This is a genomic window from Sorangium sp. So ce693 (assembly GCF_051521375.1).
Classification (GTDB): domain Bacteria; phylum Myxococcota_A; class Polyangia; order Polyangiales; family Polyangiaceae; genus Sorangium; species Sorangium atrum.
On record NZ_CP150347.1, the window covers coordinates 12,035,598 to 12,054,792 of the forward strand.

The following is a 19,195-nucleotide window of genomic DNA, read 5'->3' on the forward strand; positions in this document are numbered from 1 at the left end:
GTACCCCCCCCACCCGGCCGGGGGCCGCGGGGCTACTCGCTCGGGAGCACGACCAGGTCGTCGCGGTGGACGACGACGTCGTCATCACCGGCCTCCTCGCGCTTCTTCCTCGCGGTGCGCGCGGCGTCGCTCGCGGACATCCGCGCGAGCCCGCGCGCGATCTCGGTGCCGTCCGGGTCGACGACGGCCACGGCGTCGCCGGGGAGGAAGGTGCCGCGCACGCCGAGGACGCCGACGGCGAGGATGCTCCGGTTCTTCGAGCCGATCGCCTCGGCGGCGCCCCGGTCGACGAGGATGGCGCCGCGCGGGCGCAGCGTGTACGCGATCCAGTGCTTGCGCGCGCTGAGCCGTTGCGGGACGGCGGCGAAGAGGGTGCCGACGTCCTCGCCCGAGACGATGCGCGTGATGATGCCCGCCTCGCGGGCGGCGCCGATGACCACGTGCGAGCCCGCGAGCGTGGCGCGCCGGGCGGCCTCCACCTTGCTGGCCATGCCGCCGGTGCCGACGCCGGAGGTCGACGCGCCCGCGAGGTGCCGCGCCTCGCGGGCGACGCTGCGCACGAACGGCACCCGTCGCCCGTCGCCGTCGAGCAGGCCCTCGACGTCCGAGAGCAGGATGAGCAGATCGGCCTCGCAGAGCGGGGTCACCATCGCCGCGAGCTGGTCGTTGTCGCCGAACTTGATCTCCTCGACCGCGACCGCGTCGTTCTCGTTGATGATCGGGATGGCGCCCGCCTCGAGCAGCGCGGCCAGGGCGTTCCTCGCGTTGTTCGTGCGCGTGCGGTCCGCGAGGTCGGCGTGCGTGAGGAGCACCTGCGCGACGAGCAGGCCGACCTTGCCGAAGGCCTCCTCGTAGCGCTGCATCAGCACGCTCTGGCCCGCGGCGGCGGCGGCCTGGAGCCAGGCCATGTCCTTCGGGCGCGACTTCAGCCCGAGCTTCGCCACGCCGAGGGCGATGGCGCCGCTCGACACGATGACGAGGCTCCGGCCGGAGCGGCCGCGGAGCGCGGCCACCTCGGCGGCGAGCCGGTCCCAGGCGTCGCCGGAGAGGCTCTTCGAGCCGATCTTGACGATGATGCGGCGGCAGCGCCGGAGCGCGGCGCGCGCGGCCTGCGGATCCAGCTCCGGCGCGGCGTCGGCCGCGGGGCGGCCCGCGGCGCCGCCCTTCGTGGCGGTGCGGTCCTCGGTGTCAGTCATTGGGGAGGCCGGCGGCGGCGATCTCGTCGAACGCCGCGTCGAGGCGGCGCTCGATGTACTCCGGGACGGAGGCGCCCGCGAGCAGGAAGGCGTCGATCCAGCGCGTGAACTCGTCGCGCAGGTCCTCGGTGCCGCTCGGCAGGACGGTGAAGCTCGCCTGGAGGGAGGGGGACAGCGCGCGGCGCACGGCGCGATCGACGGCGTCGCGGACCCAGCGCGCCTCCTCGGCGTGGACGCGCACGGCGGTGCTCCGGCGGAAGCGCGTGATGTAGCGGTCCAGGAGGTGGCCGAGCGCGTAGACCTCCAGGCCGCGCGCGGCCGCCGCGAGGGCCAGGGCCGGGTTGAGCCGCCGGAGGACCTCCTTCGTGACGAGCTGCGCGGCCTTGCGGAGCGGGGTCTGCTCCGAGCCGGGCTCGACGAGGAGCGCGCGCGCGTCGGTGGTGAGGCTGAGGCCGTGGCGGGCGACGGTGTCCTGCACGATGGCCCCGCGGATGCGCAGCAGCATGCGCGCGGGGAGCACCGGGACCGGGATCCACGAGGCGCCCACCGCGAAGGCGGTGAGCACGGCGAGTCGACCTCCGGGAGGCGGGCCGCCCGGGGTGACCTGAGCGGCGGTCGGCTTGTTCGCGGCGGGTTCGGATGACATCGGGCGCACGGTACTACGGCGGCCGGCAGGTCAGAAGAGGGGGGTGAGCTCGACGATCGCGGCGCGGCAGCGCGTCGCGGCGAGGACGACGTCGCGGGTGGTCGCGCCCTCGGGCAGCGCGGCGGCGAAGCGCACCGGCCCGCCCCGCAGCGCGATCCCCCGGGCGGCGAGCTCCTCGCGGAGGAGCTCCGCGTTGGTGCGGACGGTGAGGGCGTAGAGGTGGCTCCCGGCGGCGATCTCCGCGAACGTGCCCGAGAAGGCGAGCTCGCCGCCCGCGAGCACGAGCACGTCGGTGGCGCCGCGGACCAGGGCGCCCCGCGGGCCCTCGACGTCGAGCCGCGCCGCCGTGAGCAGCGCGCCCCGGCCCTCGGTGGCGCCCGCGAGCGCGGCCAGGACGAAGGCGGCCGCGGCGCCGTCGAGGCCGACGAGCGGATCCTCGGCGATCACCACGGCGGGCGCGGTCACGATCGCCTGGGCGAGGACGAGCGCGCGGCGCTCGGGCAGCGCGAGCGCGCTCAGCGCGCGCTTCCGCGAGGCCCAGAGGCCGACGCGGGCCAGGGCGGGGGCCACCATGTCGGCCGCCTCGCGCGGCGAGGCGCCCGCGAGGCGCGCGCCCCAGCCGACGTAGGCGTCCGCGGTCCACGCGAGCGGCAGCGGCGGATCGAGCGGCGCCGCCCCGCTCGCCGCGCGGTGCGCGGTGCGCGCCACGTCGCGCCCCGCGACCTCGAGGCGCCCGGCGACGACGCGCGCCTCGCCGGGCGCCGCGTCGCCCGCGTCGTCCACCGCGCCGGCCTGCGCCGGCCTCCGGAGGGCCGAGAACGGGACGCCCGTGATCGCCGCGAAGAGCGCGCCGGCGTCGCCGGCGCAGAGCACGCGATCGCCGCGCGTCGCCGCGGTGAGCGCGTCGATGGCGACGACGTCGTCCACCGCGATGCGCGCCGCGCGGGCGTGGAGCAGCGGCGGCGCGGCGGGCCCGGCCTGCTCCGCGGGCTCGGCGGTCCTCTGCGACGCGGGCTCGATCTGCTCCATCGGCTCAGCGTTCCTTCGACGCAGGCGACGCGGGCGGCGCGGATCCTCGGGGCTCGTCCTCGCGGGCCGTGCCGGGCGCGCCGAACGAGATCTCTCCGGCGAACTCGCTGCGCGCGAGCGGCCTGTCCGCGCCGAACACGAAGAACGGCGTGAGCGCGCGCGCGGCGTCGAGCATCACGGGCGGGATGCTCGCCCTCGCCAGCTCGCCCTGGGCCTGCGCGGAGAAGCCGACCAGGCTGAGGGCGTAGCCGAGGAGCGACGTGTCCTCCTCGGGGAGCGACAGGACGGGCGCGTCGTCGGGCAGCTGGCCCAGCCGGCGCGCCTCGTCGATCGCCTGCCGGAGCCCGCCGAGGCGATCGATGAGCCGGCGCTCGAGGGCCTGGGCGCCGGTCCACACCTGCCCGCGCCCGAGCGCGTCGACCTCCTCGGCCTTCATGTGCCGGTTCTCGACGATGCGGGCGACGAACCTGTCGTAGAACTGCTTCACCTTGACGCCGAGCTGCTCGCGCTCGTCGTCGGTGTACGGCCTGTAGAGCGACTCGGCGTCGGCGCGGGGCGACGAGCGGAACGTCTCGATGCTGACGCCGAGCTTCTCCAGGAGCCCCGTGACGTCGACCTTCCCGTAGAAGACGCCGATGGATCCGGTGATCGAGGAGCGGCTCGCGAAGATCGGGGCGCCGGCGACGGACGCGTAGTAGCCGCCGCTCGCGGCCGACGAGCCCATCGAGACGATGAGCGGCTTCACGCGCGCCGTGAGGATCGCCTCGCGCAGGATGACGTCCGCCGCGAGCGTCGAGCCCCCGCCGGTCTCGACGCGGAGCACGACGGCGCGGACGCTGCGGTCCTCGCGCGCGCGGCGCAGCGCGCCCGCGACGGTGTACGAGCCGGCGAGCTTGACGCCGACGAACGGGATCGACCGGCTCTCGCCGTCGATCATGTCGCCGTCGAGGTAGACGAGCGCGACCTTGGGCGAGCGGCCCCAGCGCTCGGGCGCCTCGTCGCTCGGGTCGTCGTCGACGACGCGGGAGGCGCGCCCCATCACCTCGTCGATGACGCGGCCGAGCTCGTCGTCGTAGGCGAGCATGTCGACGAGGCCGCTCTGGCGCGCCTCCTGGGCGAGGAACGGCCCGCGCGCGATCCGCCGCTCGAGCTCCGGGGCGGGGATGCTGCGCCCGGCGCTCACCTCGGCGAGGAAGGCGTCGTTGAGCTGATCGAGCAGCGCCTGGTGGTCGTCCTTGCCGACCCGGGTGCTCGTCTCGCGCGCGAACTGCTCGGCGGCGAGCTTGTGCGCGCCGATGCGGACGATGTCGGCCTGCACGCCGAGCTTCTTCAGGAGGCCGCCGAAGTAGAAGTAGCTCGACGACATGCCCGCGAAGCGCAGCCCGCCCGCGGGGTTCATCGCGATGACGTCGGCGCTCGAGCACACGTGGAGCGAGCGCCCGCCGGCGTCCTCGAGGTGGCAGAGGACCTTCTTGCCGTGGCTCCTCAGGTTGCGGATCGCGTCGGAGACCTCCTCGGCGTGGGCGAGCGAGCTGGCCGGCTCCGCGCGGAGCACGAGGGCGACGCCGGAGACCTCCGGGTCCTCGGCGAGGCGCCAGAGCTGCTGGAGGAGCCGCGTGTGCCTGCGCACGCCCGGGGTCGAGTCGAGGCGGACGCGGACGACGCGGGCCGGCAGCTGGACGCCCCGCTCGGAGAAGCTGCGGAGCGCGACGCCGGCGTAGAAGCCGGTGCCGCTCTTCGTGATGGCGTTGCCGAAGACGCCGCCGGCGGAGACCTGCAGCTCGTCGACGTTGACGTCGAGGCCCGCCATGGCGGCGATCTTCGGGCCGCCGTCGGCCGTGAGGTCGCGCAGCGTCACGTCGCCCCGGAGCGTGCCCACGTAGGGAACGCGCAGGCCGAGGGTCGCCCGGGGCGTCCAGGTGCCGCTCTCGTCGGGGTCGCTGTTCTCGACGTAGGAGGTCTCGAGCCCGATCTCGAGCGCGCGCCTGCCGCCCGCGGGCCGCACGGCGACGCCGAAGTCGTAGCTGCGCTCGATGGCCTCGCGGAGGCGGTTCTCGGGGCGGTTCCAGTCGCGCGCGACGGCCGAGAGCGAGAGCCAGGTGGAGGGCCGGAGCGTGACGCCGCTCGTGAGCGAGAAGTACCCGTCGAGCGCCGGCGCGTCGGAGCTGCCCCAGCCGAGCGTCGTGCCGAAGGCGAAGGTGGGGCCGGTGTCGAGGGCGAGCCCCCAGCGGACCCAGCGCGACGGGCTGTCGAACGGCGACGGCGCGCCGTCCGGCGGGTCGAGGAAGTCGAGCCGCAGGCCGGTCGACACGTACCAGAGCGGCACGCCGAGCGCGATCGAGTGGCCGCGCGCGGGCAGCGGCGAGGCGGAGCCCGTGTGGACCCAGGTCCACCGGAGCTCGGTGCCCGGGAGGAAGGAGAGGTTCGCGGGGTTCACCGCGATGGCCGAGGTGTCGTCGCTGCTGGCGACGGGCTTGCCAGGATCGGGGAGCGGCTGCGAGGGGCCGTCGGCCGGCGCGGCGTGCGCGGCCGTGGCGCCGGCGAGCGCGCAGAGGCCCGCGCACAGCCCGAGCAGCGCGGCGGTGACGCTGGCGGGGCGCGCGGCGCTGGCGGCGCGAGCGGCGCTGGCGGGGCGAGTGATGCTGGCGAGCCGCCCCAGCCGGGCGGGGCGCGAGGAGCGGGCGAGGCTTTGGGGGCGGGGTAGGTTGTTCATGCGCGGATGAGCTCCCGGAGCGTATCCGCTTCCGCGTCGTACGTCCGCTGGACCTCGGCGAGCGCGAGGCGCTCGACGAGCGGGCCGAGCAGGTGCAGCCGGATCTGGATGTCGCCATCGACGCGGCGGCGGGTGCGGCCCTGGGGCAGGCGCTCGAGCCGGTATGTCCCCGCCGAGCGGAAGTAGCTGCGCCACTGCTCCTTCGGGCTGACCTGCCACGTGGAGGCGTGGTCCGAGAGGCGGTAGGTCGAGCGCTCCTCCCAGGACATGGCGTCCTTCGCGACGGGGTAGCTCCGGAAGATCGGCAGCGGCGCGCTCGCCTGGAAGCGCAGGACGCGGAGGAGCTCGCCGTCGCGGAGCGCGTGCTCGACGGTCACGACGCTCTCGAGGGAGGCGACCCGCGTGGCGAGCCGAGGCCCGAGGTCCGGCGAGAGCACGGCGAGCTCCACGGCGTCGAGGGGCGCGTCGAGCTCGTGCGAGATGGTGAAGTGCACGCGGCCCTTCTATCACGCGGCGGAGGCCGGTCGCGGGCAGGTCGGAACGGGGCGGATGAGGACACAACGGTGTGGGGCGCCCGATGCCATGGCGGCTGCGGGCCGCCTGGCGAGAGGATCGGGCGCGGGAGCGATCGGGATGGGCGCGGGAGCGATCGGGATGGGCGCGGGAGCGATCGGGACGGGCGCGGGAGCGATCGGGACGGGCGCGGGAGCGATCGGGACGGGCGCGGGAGCGATCGGGATGGGCGCGGAGGCGCCTCAGATCGGCGCTGTTTGCTCCAGGGCGGTTTCCACCTTCGCCTTCTTGGCCTTCAGACGGGAGCGCCGGCTCAGGGTCGTCCGGTGGCGCGACACGAACCTGGCCGCGATCTTGGGCTGGTCGCGAAAGGCGTAGCGGCCGCCTTCGCGGATCTCCTTGGCGAGCTCGTCGGCGGCCCAGAAGCAACGGTTGCGCAGATCCAGCGCGTGCGCGGCGCTCGCGTCCGAGGCCTCGTTGGCGGCGGCGTCTTCGAGCGCATCGGCGAGCGCCTTGGCCCGCGCGAGATCCTTCGTCGTGATATCGGTCACGCCGAGCGTGCCCTCGTGCTCGGACCAGAAATCGACGAGATCGCGCAGGTCCTGGATGGTGTCCAACAGGCCTGAGCCGTCGGCGATGCGCGAGAGCTCCGCCTGCGCGGCCTCGTCGTTGCGGCAGCCCCACCGGCCGCCGGCCACGAGCTTCGCGTCGAGCGCCTCGGCCTCGTCCCGGAGCCTGCGCTGCGCGGACGTCAGCGACACGGCGCCGCGCGCTCTCTGCCACGCCTTCTCGAGCGCGCCGAGGCGCCGCGCGAAGCGCGCGAGGAGATCCACCTTGTCGGAGGTGACACCGATCCTCGACAGACGCGCTTGTTGCGCGTGCGCGAGGCGCGCCAGGGCGGTGAGCTCGCGCTCCTCGACGCCCGTTGGCATGTCGGGGGCAGATGCGTAGGCCGAGTCCAGCGCGAGGAGCGCTTCATCGCTGGTCGGATCGTGGGGCTGTGCAGCCGGACGCTTCGACTTCGTGATCGGTGTCCTGCTGGACGACCTGGCGTTGGGAGACGTGGATTCAGGCGTGTTCTTGACGGCGCGTGTCGGGGGCATGAGTTCCCTCCTGGTTGAGAGTAGCCGGAGGATGGTTGCTTATCGAGAGTGGCTGTCAAGGACGTTCAGTGCTCTGAGGCGCCTGAATGCTGCTGCGCCAGACCGTTCGCGCGACACGGAGGGAGATGCGGCCGGCGAGGAGAGGAGAGGGGCGCGCTGTAATCGATTGTAATCGAGCGGGTGTTGACAAGGAGGGGGCATGCGGGACATAGGTGGCCGTGAATTCCACATACCTTGCGTCGGCAACCAGGCGGAGCTTGGCGCCAGGACTCGACCTCAGCGCCATCAACCTGCGGGCCGGACTCACACACTGCATGCAGCGGCTGAGCGCGCGTGCGGCGACGCCGCGATCGAGCGCGTGACCGGCGCGCGCGTGGAGCGCGCTGTGACGTCGAGCCGGTGCCTGGCGTGAATGCCGGCCGAGCGGACGCATCGAAGCGTCCGTATGCATTGCTTCGATGACCCCACGGCCCCCGTGCGACCGTCTCCATCTCCCACCGGGGGCCCGCCATCCGGCGGCCCGTCACCTGGCGGTGCGGGGCGCCCGCCCCGCTCCCGCGAGCCCGCGGCGCGCGCGCTGCGGCGGCCCTGCGCCGCGCCGGCTCGCCGCCAAAGCGTGGGGCTCTCGACCGCGCTCCGGCTCTGCCTCATGGCGTCCGCCGCCGTGTTCTCCGCCGGTTGCGCGAGCGGCATGCAGGACGAGCTCGACCCCGCCGAGGCCGAGCTGCGCGCCCGCTTCCCGGAGCAGGCCGGGCTGGTGCTCGCCGCCGACGGCGCCCTGGCGCGCGGCGAGCTCGGCTATTCCGCGGCGACGGCGCCCGGCGAGGCCGCGCCGGGCAGCGGTTCGTCGGCGCGGGGGCTCGTCGTCCACCTGCCCGAGCACGGGAGCGAGGAGATCCGGATCGAGCTGCCGGACGGCTTTCGCGTGCGCGTCCGCGAGCGCAGGGGGCTCGGCGCCGGACGGCTCGTGGGGACTCGGGAGATCACCGGCGGAGATGCCGTCGCGTATGCGCACGAAGGTGGGTATTCCTTCTGGACGGCGGCGCGCGGGGGATACGAAGAGTGGCTCCTCCTCCGGCCGGGCACCTTCCGGCCGGACGCGCCGGTCGCCGCGTGGTCCGTTCAGGGCGCGACGCTGCGGCGGCGCGGCGCGGCGATCGAGCTCGCCGACGAGGCCGGCGTCGCGCGCCTCGCCGTGACGGCGCCGTCGGCCTTCGCGCGCGGGGGCCGGAGGGTCTCGACGCGCCTCGACGCCGAGGGCTCGACGCTCTCGCTCTGGGTCGACGCCCCGCCGGAGGAGGCCGTGCTGGTGGACCCGCTGTGGGTGGCCACCGGGAGGATGATCACGTCGCGCGCCGAGCATACGGCGACCTTGCTGGACGACGGCAGGGTCCTCATCGCGGGGGGGTTCCTGGGCGTGGACGAGGGGTTCACTTGCAATCCGAGGTTCTCGACGACGCCGCTCGGCAGCACGGAGATCTACGATCCTGCGACGGGCGCGTTCCTGGCGGCGGCGCCGATGGGTGCTGTGCACGGCGTTCACACCGCGACACGCCTCGCGGACGGGAGGGTGCTGGTCATCGGCGAAGAGGCCGGTGGCACGAGCGCCGAGATCTACGATGACGCGCTCGATGCATGGCAAGCGGCATCGGCACCGTCGGTGTCGCGGTCGAGACCTACGGCCACGCTGCTCGACGACGGGCGGGTCCTCCTCACCGGAGGAAGGGCCGGGTCTGCGGCGACGGAGAGCACCGAGATCTACGACCCGGCGACCGACACGTGGGCCCCAGGACCCCCGATGCAGAACGCCCGCGCCGCTCACCAGGCCACGCGGCTGCTCGATGGACGCGTGCTGGTCACGGGCGGCACCTATGGCGCGGTCGCGGGCGTCGTCGAGATCTTCGACCCGGCGACAGCGACCTGGTCGGCTGCGGCGCCGCTCGGCGACGGCACTCGCTGGCTGACGGCGACGCTGCTCCTCGACGGACGCGTGCTGGTCACGGGCCTCGCAGGCGCCGCCGAGGTCTACGATCCTGCTGTGGACGCGTGGACCGCGGCGCCAGGCAAGTGGGGCGACACGCCCGCGACGGGCTCGTGGGATGACTGGACCTACGTGACCGGGCTCGGCGTGCTCGGCGAGGCGGCGGCGCGGCTCCCCGGCGGCCAGGTCATGATCAGCGGAGGCATCGAGGCGATCTACTATGCCTACCCCTGGGGAGGGACCAGCTGCAGTTCGCTCTATCTTGAGCACGCCCACGACACCTACGATCGAGTCCAGCTCTACGATCCGGTCACCAACGTGTGGTCACCAAGCGACGGTATCCCAACTCCGCGAGGCTATCATTCCGCCACGTCGCTCAATGACGGCGACGTGCTCGTGGCGGGCGGGTACACGTGGCTCTGGTCGACGCGCGAGGGGCTCAGTACGGACAGCGCCGTCGTGTATGCCAGCGACCCCTTGATGAACGGCGCGCCCTGCTCGACCGCCACACAATGCGCGAGCGGGATCTGCGTGGACGGCGTGTGCTGCGCGTCGCCGTGCAGCGGTGCTGAGTGCATCGCCTGCTCCATCGCGGCGGGGGGCACGGCGGACGGGGTGTGCACGCGTGCCCACGGCGTCCCGTGTGACGACGGCGACGCGTGCACGCTCGACGATTCCTGCAACGCCGGGGTGTGCGCCGGAGATCCATCGAGCAGCGCGGAGTGCGGCGCTGGAGAGGGGGGTGCTGGCGGTGGCGAGGGCGGCGCCGGCGCTGGCGGCGCTGGCGCCGGCAATGGCGGCGCTGACGCTGGTGCAGGGGGCGCTGGCGCTGGCGAGGGGGGCGCCGTCGCTGGAGCAGGAGGCAATGGCGGCGCTAACGCTGGTGCAGGGGGCGCTGGCGCTGGCGAGGGGGGCGCCGTCGCTGGAGCAGGAGGCAATGGCGGCGCTAACGCTGGTGCAGGGGGCGCTGGCGCTGGAGGCGGTGGTGCTGGAGCAGGAGGCGCTGGCAACGGCGGCGCCGGTGCTGGCGAGGAAGGCGCCGGCGCTGGCAACGGCAGCGCGGGCGCTGGCGAGGGAGGCGCTGGCAACGGCGGCGCGGGCGCTGGCGAGGGAGGCGCTGGCATCGGCGGCGCGGGCGCTGGCGAGGGAGGCGCCGGCGCTGGAGACACCGGCAATGGCGGCCCCGGCGCAGGAGGCGCTGGCGCCGGCAATGGTGGCGCCAACGCTGGCGCAGGAGGCGCTGACGCTGGCGAGGGGGGCGCCGGAACCGGCAACGGCGGAGCTACCAGCGCGGGAAGCGCCGGCGCGAGCGACGTCGATTCCAGCACGACCCCGCCTTCCAGCAGCGGCTGCAGCGCCGCGGGCTCGAGCTCCGACTGGCAGCCTGTCGCCGCTGGGCTCGCGATGCTCCTCGGCGCGCGCCGCAGGCGGGCCCGCCGTGCGCCGCCCCCTCGCGACGCCGCATAGAAAGTCTTCACCAGGGGCTTGCTCCGCTCGCGCGCCCGGCATGATCGCCCGCCGGGCGCTTTGGCTGAGAACAGCTCAATGTCATCGAGGTTCATGCCATCCTTGAATGTAGGGCACGCTGGTTGCAGGAGGCGCTTCATGAAGACCAACTCGGGACACACTGGTTTCGCTGCGGGTTCCCTCGTCGTGCTCGCGATGATTGCGGGCTGTGGCAAAGTCACGGTCGAACTACCGGGCTCTGTGGATGTCGAGCCACCGGGCTCCGAGGCTGTCGAGCCACCGGGCTCCGAGGATGCCGAGCCACCGGGCTCCGAGGATGCCGAGCCACCGGGCCCTGAAGATGTCGACTCCTCGGGCTCAGTGAATAGCGAGCCGCCGGGCCCTGTGGATGGCGAGCCGCAGAGCTGCGTTGAAAGCACGCAGGTGTCGTTCTATGCGCCCTCGGGAATGGACGCCGACTGGCTTCTTCCGGTCGATGGGGAACGGTTCATCGCGGTTGGAGCACCAGCGAACGGAGGGGTCGCGGAGCTCGACGAGGCCGGCAACGTGGTGTGGAGTTCGACCCCCCTGCCCGGCGGATTTCTGAAGACCGGCGCGAAGACCCAGGACGGGGGCCTCATGGTCGCGGGCCAGGTGAACGATTCGACGTCTCCCTCCAGCGAGGGGTTGTGGCTCGGTCGGCTCGACGGAGCCGGTCAGCTGCTGGAGAGCCGGCATCTCGGACCATCGGCCTTCAGCGCGCACGTCGACATCGAGCTGCTCCCGCACCCGACCGGGGGATACGTGCTCTCCACCCACGACAGCGAGGCCGAGGGCGCGGCGCCTCGGCTGCGCCTGGTGCGGCTGGACGACGCGGGCGAGATCGTCCACGAACGGTTCATGCCGCTCGCTCCCGGCTCCGCGATGCCGGAGTCCTGGAGCCGGGGCGGGGCCGCGCTTCTGCCCGGAGGTGACGTGGTTCAGCTGACCGCGCACGCCGGTTACCTGCGCGTCGTCCGCAGCACCGAGCAGACGGCGCCGGTGTTCGACCGTGTGCTGGAGGAGGTCGGCGGGGCGTGGCCCCAGGACATCGCGGCCCTGCCCGATGGCCGTATCGCGATCGCTGCGATAAGCGTCGGTCAGAGTCATGTCATCCTGCTGGACGCCGACGGAACGGTGATCTGGGCCAGGACCTATCACCCTGAGCTCGACACCGAGCTGAACGCCATCGCGCACGATCCGAGCACAGGGCTCTTGCACCTCGGCGGGGCGACGCGGGGAGCGGACGGAGGAACGCTGCGGACCTGGCTGATCTCCGTCGATACCGACGGGGAGCTGCGCTGGGAGTACGAAGGTGATGTTGGCACGCCGGCCCGGATCAATGGAGTCACATTGCTCCCCGGCGGCGGGTTCGTGGCGACTGGATTCGGCGATTTCGTCTACGCCGTGGTCCGCCCGAAGGCGTGTCCGTGAGCGGCTAACGTCGCGTTTCCAGGAGGGTAGGCGGTGGGAATCGGAATTGCATCGCCTTTCGCTGCGCGTCCTCCGTTGACGGCGTGGATCAGGGGACGTCTGTCGGGTCCCAGCTCGCGCGGAAGCCGACATCGAGCCCGTCGAGCGTGCGCATCGTGTCGGCGTCGAGCGCGAAGTCGAAGATCGCGCCGTTCTCCGCGATGCGCGCGGGCGTGACCGACTTCGGCAGAACGATCAGGCCGTGCTGCACGGCCCACCGCAACATCACTTGCGCCGGTGTGCGCCCGGCCTTTGCCGCCGCGGAGACGATGTCCTTGTGCCCGAGCTTCACGCCCTGCGTGAGCGGGCTGTACGCCTGCACGAGGATCCGGTGCTTTGCGCAGAACGCGCGCAGCTCGGCCTGCCCGAGGAACGGGCTGAGCTCGACCTGGTTGATCGCCGGAACGACCGCGCTCTCGCCGAGGAGCTCCTCGAGGTGCCGTACTGTGTAGTTGCTGACGCCGATCGATCTTGCGAGGCCTCGCTTCTGCGCGTCGGCGAGCGCGCGCCAGGTGTCGCTGCGCTTGCCGGTGACGGGAAAGTGGATCAACACGAGATCGTAGGCGTCGAATGCGGCTTCCTTCAGCGAGCGCTCGAGCGAGCGCAGCGTCGTGTCACGCCCCTGGTTGAAATTCGCGATCTTGGTCGTGACGAACACCGCGTCGCGCCCGAGGCCGCTCTTGCGCAACGCGCTGCCGACGTCCGCCTCGTTGCCATAGTACTGGGCGGTGTCGATATGGCGATAGCCGAGGCGCAGCGCTTCGAGGACGGCGCCCTCGGTCTCTGCGCCGGGCGCCGATTGATACACGCCGAGCCCGAGCTGCGGAATGTAGCGACCGTCGATCATCTGCAGGCGTGGTGATTCGATCATGGGCGGGCTCCCTGGTTTCATTCATCGCCCGGCATGGCCGAGCGCAACGAGCGCGGTAACGAGCGCGCTGACGACGTCGAGAAGCTAGTCAGGGTGCAGGTCGTCGGCAAGCACAAGAAACAGCCGTGAAGACTCTGCGGTTGCAGGTCATCACGTCAGGGTAGGGCCCGGTCCCTCGTTCAGAGGAGAGGAGACGAGGACGGAGAGAAGAACGATTTCATCCTCGCTCAGCCGGCGCTGGTCGCGGAGGTGCTGATGGCCCAGATCATCCGCGAACGCCGCGATGGTTTCCTCGACAGCGCAGCGCGGCAGTGCTACCCATCACACGTGTCCGGCGCTGGGGGGAGGACATGTCATTACATCATGGCCTGTCGCCGATGGACGCAGGAAAGGATCGCCGTATGCGCATCGATCGAATCCGAGGTCTGCGGGCAGCTCAGCTGGCGTTCGCGTCCGCGTCTGCGGGAGCAGCCTTCTGCTTCGCAGCGTGCTCGGCCGACACGGGCTCCAGGGCCGAGGACATGGGCGAGCTGGACCAGAATCTTGCAGCCTGTTCGTATGCGGTCACGACGAGCTCGTACGAAGGAGCCCCGGAGTACTGGGGAACAATCAAGGTCAAGAACACGGGCGCGAGCGCGCTGAAGAAGCCGATCGTCGCCTTCGACGTGCCGAGCGGCGTCACGTGCGATCATCACGAGCCGGGCTGGACCCACACGCAAGCCGGCTCTCGATGCACCTATTCGAGGACATCGAGCGTGTCCATCGCCCGCGGCGCGTCATTCACGCTCAATTTTTCCACCGACTCGGCGTCCTCGTTCAGCCCGTCCCGCATCGAGCTCCGCGACACCAGCTGCTCCAGCGGCGGCAGCACGACGGGGGGCGGCAGCAGCACGACGAGCGGCGGCAGCACCACAGGCACGGGCGGCGGTAGCAGCACGACGGGCGGCGGCAGCAGCACGGGCACGGGCGGTGGCAGCACGACGGGCACGGGCGGCAACACGACGGGCGGCGGCGGTGGTGGCGGCGGCTCGGGCGTTGTGTGGCAGACGGCCAGCCTGACGGAGTTCGAGTCTTACCCCGACCCCGGCAGCGAGGAGTGCATCGAGTACAACGGGTGCACGTGGGCCGGCCAGTTCGCGGCCCTCGACGGAAAGCAGCCGGAGAGCTGGGTCAGAGAGAACAACATCGCCGCGGTGCACTCGAAGGATTTCGAGAGGTACAAGCTCAAGACCCTGCGCCTTCGAAAGAATGGCAAAGAGATCGACGTCAAGGTCTATGACATGTGCTCCGACTCCGATTGCAGCGGGTGTTGCACGCGGAACGCGCAGCCGTCGGGGTACCTGATCGATATCGAGAAGTACACCGCTCAGCGGTTCGGGGTCCCGGCGTCTGGACAGGTCGAGTGGAGGTGCCTCGACTGCAATTGACCGCCGCCTCGTCAGTCCGGCGGCTCGGGCGCCGCCTTGCTCACCCGCCGAGCGCCCTGTCGATCGCCTGCGTGAGCTTCGGATCGCCCGGCGCCACGGACGACTCGAACCGCGCGATCACCGACCCGTCCTTGCCGATCAGGAACTTGGTGAAGTTCCACTTCACCTCACCCGCAGGTGCGGCTTGCGTGAGGAAGGCGTAGAGGGGGTGCTTGCCGCCCCCCTTGACCGGGATCTTCGAGAACATGGGAAAGCTGACGCCGAACTTCGTGGAGCAGAAGGCGGCGATCTCGGCGTCGGTCCCCGGCTCCTGCGCGCCGAAATCGTTCGAGGGGAAGCCGAGGACGGCGAAGCCGCGATCCTTGAGCCGATCATGGAGCTCCTCGAGCCCCGCGTACTGCGGCGTATAGCCGCATTCGGAGGCGGTGTTCACCACGAGCAGCACCTTGCCTCGGTAGTCGCCGAGGGAGCGGTCCTGTCCGTCGATGGTCTTCATGGTGAAGTCGTAGAGCGACATGGCTTTTCCTTCCTGAGCAGCGCCGGGCGTGCGCTCCGGCGAGCTGCGCTCGACATCCCTTCCACAGCCCGACGCGCAGGCGAGGGCGAGCGAGGCGGTCAGGGCGAGTTGGCACCGGAGCACGCGCGGCGAGCGTTCCACGGCGGCATGGATAGACGCGCGTCCGGACCGCGTCGAGCAGGAACGCGCTCCGAGCCGAGGCGACGCCGCGGCAGATCTTCGCGGCGCCCGGGGTCAGGTTTTCGCGGGCGTCGCGGTCATTTTTCTGAGGGGAGAGGTCACATTCGCGCGGATCTTGGTGGTCCGAATCCTGCGGATCCGCCAGGCCATCTACACTCTGAGCGCAATGCGGAAGAATCGCTTCAATTACGAGGAGCCGAGCGCCGCGGTCACCGGGGCCACAAACGATGCCTCGCCAGTAAGCGGAAGGAGCCCGTTGGCTCGCATTTCCATTTTTTCTTTTTCTCTTGCAACCGGTGCGGGCCGCGTGTAGGACTGCAATGCCCCCTTCCAGGGGGGACAAAAATGAGGGGTCGGGACACCGGGCGCTGCGCGTCCCCGGGGTGCTGAAAATTCGCGCGTCGCTTAATCAAGTCTTCGGCGAGCCGCGCATAGGTTCATCGCGTGTGTGAGGGCCCGTACGGCCCTCTTCGAGCGACCTTTGCCTCACACGACATGTGCGGGGGTGATGAGCATCGATGATTCGCGATCTTGATGATACGATCCGTGAGCTGATCACGGCGCGCGCACCGAGCGGGTCTCAGCTCGCGAACGCGGAGATCAGCTTCGATCTGCCTGACGCACAGTGGCGGGCGGGGCTCTCTACCCTCACGCTCAATTGCTACCTGTACGACATCCAAGAGAACCGCGAGATACGAACCAACGAGCCGATCACCGCGCGCAGCGCCGATAAAAAGAGGGCCACGCGCCTGGCGCCGCCGGTTCGCATCGACTGCGCGTACTGCATCACGGCGTGGAGCCCCTCCACGAGCGACGCGGTGCTCGAGGAGCACCGCCTGCTCAGCCAAGCGCTCCTCTTGTTGCTCCGCCACCCCACGATCCCCGCGGCGATGCTGAAGGGCAGCCTCGCCACGCAGATCCCTCCTTATCCGACGGTGATCGCCTCCAAAGAGGGGGTGAAGAACCAACCCGAGTTCTGGCACGCGCTCGATCAGAAGCTGAAACCCTCACTCAACTACGTGGTCACGCTCGCGATGTTGCTCGAAGACATCCCGTCCGACGCGGCGCTCGGCCATGTCGTCGAGAGCGTGATCGTGGAGACCGATCACAAGACACCCGAAGGCTGAGCGACCGGACAGCCGGCACGATCCTTCTAGATCGCGAGGATGAGCATGAATGTTGGCATCAATCTGTTAGAGGTCGATGGCAAGGCGACGCCGAGCATCCAAGCGGCACCCACCTCGGTGGCGGGTTTCATCGTCCGCTCCAAGCGGGGCGTGCCGGGCAAGGTCCGGCAGGTGACGAGCTTCGCGGACTTTCGCGACTATTTCGGCGATTACGACAAAGCCGCGTTCGGCGCCTACGCGGTGCGCGGCTTCTTCGATAACGGTGGCTCGCTCGCGTACGTGACGCGCGCCGTCGCCACGGCGGCGTCGGGCTCGGTGACCGCCGCCACGCCGGCCACGCGCGATTTCCCGTCCGCGGGCGCGGGCGCGACCACGGCGATCACCGTGACGGCGGGGTACCGCGGCAGCCCCGATCCGGGGGCGTGGGGAAAGAGCATCTCCGTCGGCATCACCTCGAACAGCGATGGCACCTACAACCTCGCCGTCCAGTACAACGGGGTCCAGGTCGAGCTCTGGGAGAAGATCAAGTTCGGGGGCCTGGGAGCCGAGAACCCGCTCAAGATCAACGACGAGGTCGCGGGCTCCAAGTACATCGTGGTGGCCATCCCGTCGGCCGCCACGGCGAACCCGGCGCCGACGGCGAGCCCGGCGTTCGCGCCGCTCAACTCCGGCGGCGCGGACGACAACCTCGACGCCTCCGGGCGGGAGTCCGATCGCGTCGCCGAGCTGCAAAAGGCCGTCGACAACCGGGTCTTCGACGGCGTCGACGTCCAGCTCCTCTGCTGCCCCGAGACCCACGACGCCGCGCTGGTGAACGCGGCGCTCACCTACTGCGCGGATCGCGGCGACTGCATGTTCGTCGGTCACACGGCGGAGAACGCGGACGCCGACGCGGCCAAGGCCTATGGCCAGCCCCTCCGCGGAGACAAGCGCTACGGGGCGATCTATTTCCCCTTCATCCGCGTGAGCGATCCGCTGGGCGGCTTCCGGTGGATCCCGCCCACGGGCCACGTCCTCGGCGTCTATGCCCGGACCGAGCGGGAGCGCGGCATCTGGAAGGCGCCGGCCGGCAACGCGGCCAGCGTCAACAACGCGCTCGACGTGAAGTTCGCCATCAACGACGTCAAGCACACCGATCTGGTCAAGAACGGATCGGTGAACGCGGTGCGGTTCATCGCCGGCCAGGGCATCGTGGTCGACAGCTCGAGGACGCTCAGCACCAACCCGCTCTGGCTCTACGTCAACGTGCGCTTGCTCTTCAATTTCGTGAAGAGCTCGCTCAAGTACGGCCTGCGCTGGGTCGTGCAGGAGCCGAACGATCCGACCCTCTGGAGCAAGGTCAAATACAACAGCGTCACGCCGTTCCTCATGGGGCTCTGGAGGCGAGGCGCGTTCGGCCCCGGCGCGCCCGACAAGGTGTTCAGCGTCAAGGTCGACGGCGAGAACAATCCTCCCGCGAACATTCAACAGGGGATCTTCAACGTCGAGGTCTATTTCTATCCGTCGCGTCCCGCCGAGACGGTCATCATCACCGTGGGGCAACAAGAAGGCGGCGCGTCGGCAAGCGATCGCTGATCGGGAGGAGGGCTCATCATGGCGGATCTTGGGTTCACCGAAGCGTACAGGACGCACGAGTTCGTGGTCGAGATCGAGGGCATCGAGAGCCCAGGCGTCACGAAGGTGACGGGCCTGAGCGACGGCGAGGTCGACGCGATCGACCAGCCCGACGGAGGCTCCAACATCGTCCACAAGATCAGCTCGGGCATCATCAAGCACGGGGATATCACCATCGAGCGGAACATGGACGGGACCGCCGCGGACAAGGCGTTCAAGGACTGGTTCCAGGAGATGTTCAAGATCGACGGCACGGGCCTCGGGTCCAAGCTGCGGCGCAACGGATCGGTCGTGAAGAAGCAGTTCGGCGCGGAGGTGATGCGCTTCGCGTTCGAGGGCGCGTGGATCAAGTCGTCCAAGTTCACCGATCTCGACGCCTCCGCTTCGGGGCTCATGAAGCAGACCATCGTGCTCGCCATCGAGCGGATGACGCGCATCTGACGGATCGCGGGCCCACGATGAGCGCACGCCAAGTGGAGTACGAGGTCACCCTGCCCGTCGGACACACCGACGCTTCGGGTCGCGTGCACCGCCGCGCTTCGATCCGGAAGATGCGCGGGCACGAGGAGGCGCTGTTCTATGATCCGCTCCTCACCCCCGGGCGCCTCGTCACGGAGCTCGTCAAGGGCTGCCTGATCCGCCTGGGCGACATCGATGCGATCACGAGCGATCTCGTGTCGCAGCTCTACTCGGCGGACCGCAACTACCTCATCGTCGAGCTGCGCCGGATCACGCTCGGGGATCAGCTCCAGGCGTCGTACACGTGCCCGAGCTGCGGGGGCGAGACGACGGTGGTCGAGGACCTCGGGAGCCTGGAGGTCCGCCGCCTCACCAACGGATCGAGCCCCCAGGCCATCGCGGTCACGCTCGAAGACGGATACGAAGATCGCGACGGCGCGGTGCACCGCGAGGTGCAGGTCCGCCTCCCCCGCGGGGCGGACGAGGAGTTCGTCTCGCGCACGGCCGAGAAGGATCCGCTCCGCGCTCGGGACGCCTTGATCCTCCGCTGCATCGAGTCCTTCGGCGCCCTCCGGCGCCAGGCGCTCGAGTCGTACGGGATCAAGATCCTGCGCGATCTCACGATGGGCGATCGGCGGCTCTTGTACCAGGCGATCGAGGCGCAGACGCCGGGGGTGAACTTCCGGCGGTCCATCCGCTGCGCGCATTGCAACGGCCAATTCAGCGCCGTGCTGGAGGCGTCCGGTTTTTTCGTGTTGGGCTAGGTGGAGGAGCTCGCATTGCTCGCGAGGTCTTCTATCTAGCCTATCATCTGCACTGGTCGAGGACGGAGATCATGGACCTCGACGTGAGCGAGCGGCG

General features: G+C 70.9%; 15 protein-coding genes. 7 read left to right on the top strand and 8 right to left on the bottom strand.

Going from position 1 to position 19,195, the window contains the following annotated elements:
- Positions 1–32: 32 nt before the first annotated feature.
- The 6 genes from proB to WMF14_RS44925 all read right to left on the bottom strand — a co-directional run bounded on the left by proB (position 33) and on the right by WMF14_RS44925 (position 7,200).
- A complete protein-coding gene (gene proB / locus WMF14_RS44900) occupies positions 33–1,196 on the bottom strand; it encodes a glutamate 5-kinase (protein WP_437326018.1) in 1,164 nt (387 codons plus the stop codon).
- A complete protein-coding gene (locus WMF14_RS44905) occupies positions 1,189–1,842 on the bottom strand; it encodes a hypothetical protein (RefSeq protein ID WP_437326019.1) in 654 nt (217 codons plus the stop codon). The genes proB and WMF14_RS44905 overlap by 8 nt, the downstream gene beginning before the upstream one ends.
- 30 nt (positions 1,843–1,872) lie before the next feature.
- Positions 1,873–2,871, bottom strand: a complete 999-nt coding sequence (locus tag WMF14_RS44910) for an ABC transporter ATP-binding protein (protein WP_437796645.1) — start codon at positions 2,869–2,871, stop codon at positions 1,873–1,875.
- Positions 2,872–2,875: 4 nt separating this feature from the next.
- Positions 2,876–5,584, bottom strand: coding sequence for a signal peptide peptidase SppA (sppA, locus tag WMF14_RS44915; protein ID WP_437796647.1), 2,709 nt, complete (start codon positions 5,582–5,584; stop codon positions 2,876–2,878).
- Positions 5,581–6,078, bottom strand: a complete 498-nt coding sequence (locus WMF14_RS44920; protein ID WP_012240946.1) for a DUF2505 domain-containing protein — start codon at positions 6,076–6,078, stop codon at positions 5,581–5,583. Before WMF14_RS44920 ends, sppA begins: the two co-directional genes overlap by 4 nt.
- Positions 6,079–6,339: 261 nt before the next feature.
- The gene (locus WMF14_RS44925) at positions 6,340–7,200 is read right to left on the bottom strand and encodes a hypothetical protein (protein ID WP_437796649.1); all 861 of its coding nucleotides are present in this window, start codon (positions 7,198–7,200) and stop codon (positions 6,340–6,342) included.
- A gap of 616 nt (positions 7,201–7,816) precedes the next feature.
- Between WMF14_RS44925 and WMF14_RS44930 the strand changes: the two genes are divergently transcribed.
- A complete protein-coding gene (locus tag WMF14_RS44930; RefSeq protein ID WP_437796651.1) occupies positions 7,817–10,648 on the top strand; it encodes a kelch repeat-containing protein in 2,832 nt (943 codons plus the stop codon).
- A gap of 423 nt (positions 10,649–11,071) precedes the next feature.
- Positions 11,072–12,100 carry a hypothetical protein gene (locus WMF14_RS44935; protein WP_437796652.1) on the top strand — a complete coding sequence of 343 codons (1,029 nt, stop codon included), beginning with the start codon at positions 11,072–11,074 and terminating at the stop codon, positions 12,098–12,100.
- Between the two features lie 88 nt (positions 12,101–12,188).
- On the opposite strand, the gene WMF14_RS44940 is transcribed toward WMF14_RS44935, so the two are convergent.
- Positions 12,189–13,010: an aldo/keto reductase gene (locus WMF14_RS44940; protein ID WP_437796654.1), complete on the bottom strand. Its 822-nt coding sequence runs from the start codon at positions 13,008–13,010 to the stop codon at positions 12,189–12,191.
- 401 nt (positions 13,011–13,411) lie between these two features.
- On the opposite strand from WMF14_RS44940, the gene WMF14_RS44945 reads away from it, so the two are divergent.
- Positions 13,412–14,437: a hypothetical protein gene (locus WMF14_RS44945; protein WP_437796656.1), complete on the top strand. Its 1,026-nt coding sequence runs from the start codon at positions 13,412–13,414 to the stop codon at positions 14,435–14,437.
- A gap of 40 nt (positions 14,438–14,477) precedes the next feature.
- On the opposite strand, the gene WMF14_RS44950 is transcribed toward WMF14_RS44945, so the two are convergent.
- Positions 14,478–14,954, bottom strand: coding sequence for a glutathione peroxidase (locus tag WMF14_RS44950; protein ID WP_437796658.1), 477 nt, complete (start codon positions 14,952–14,954; stop codon positions 14,478–14,480).
- Positions 14,955–15,652: 698 nt separating this feature from the next.
- Here WMF14_RS44950 and WMF14_RS44955 point away from each other — a divergent pair.
- From WMF14_RS44955 to WMF14_RS44970, 4 genes are read left to right on the top strand one after another with little or no spacing between them, the layout of a single operon-like run.
- Positions 15,653–16,261: a DUF4255 domain-containing protein gene (locus WMF14_RS44955; protein WP_437796660.1), complete on the top strand. Its 609-nt coding sequence runs from the start codon at positions 15,653–15,655 to the stop codon at positions 16,259–16,261.
- A 45-nt stretch (positions 16,262–16,306) separates the two neighbouring features.
- The gene (locus tag WMF14_RS44960) at positions 16,307–17,836 is read left to right on the top strand and encodes a phage tail sheath family protein (protein ID WP_437796662.1); all 1,530 of its coding nucleotides are present in this window, start codon (positions 16,307–16,309) and stop codon (positions 17,834–17,836) included.
- A gap of 18 nt (positions 17,837–17,854) precedes the next feature.
- Entirely contained in the window at positions 17,855–18,316 is a 462-nt protein-coding gene (locus WMF14_RS44965; protein ID WP_272095973.1) for a phage tail protein, read from the top strand.
- Between the two features lie 17 nt (positions 18,317–18,333).
- Positions 18,334–19,098: a hypothetical protein gene (locus tag WMF14_RS44970; RefSeq protein WP_272095975.1), complete on the top strand. Its 765-nt coding sequence runs from the start codon at positions 18,334–18,336 to the stop codon at positions 19,096–19,098.
- Positions 19,099–19,195: the final 97 nt, after the last annotated feature.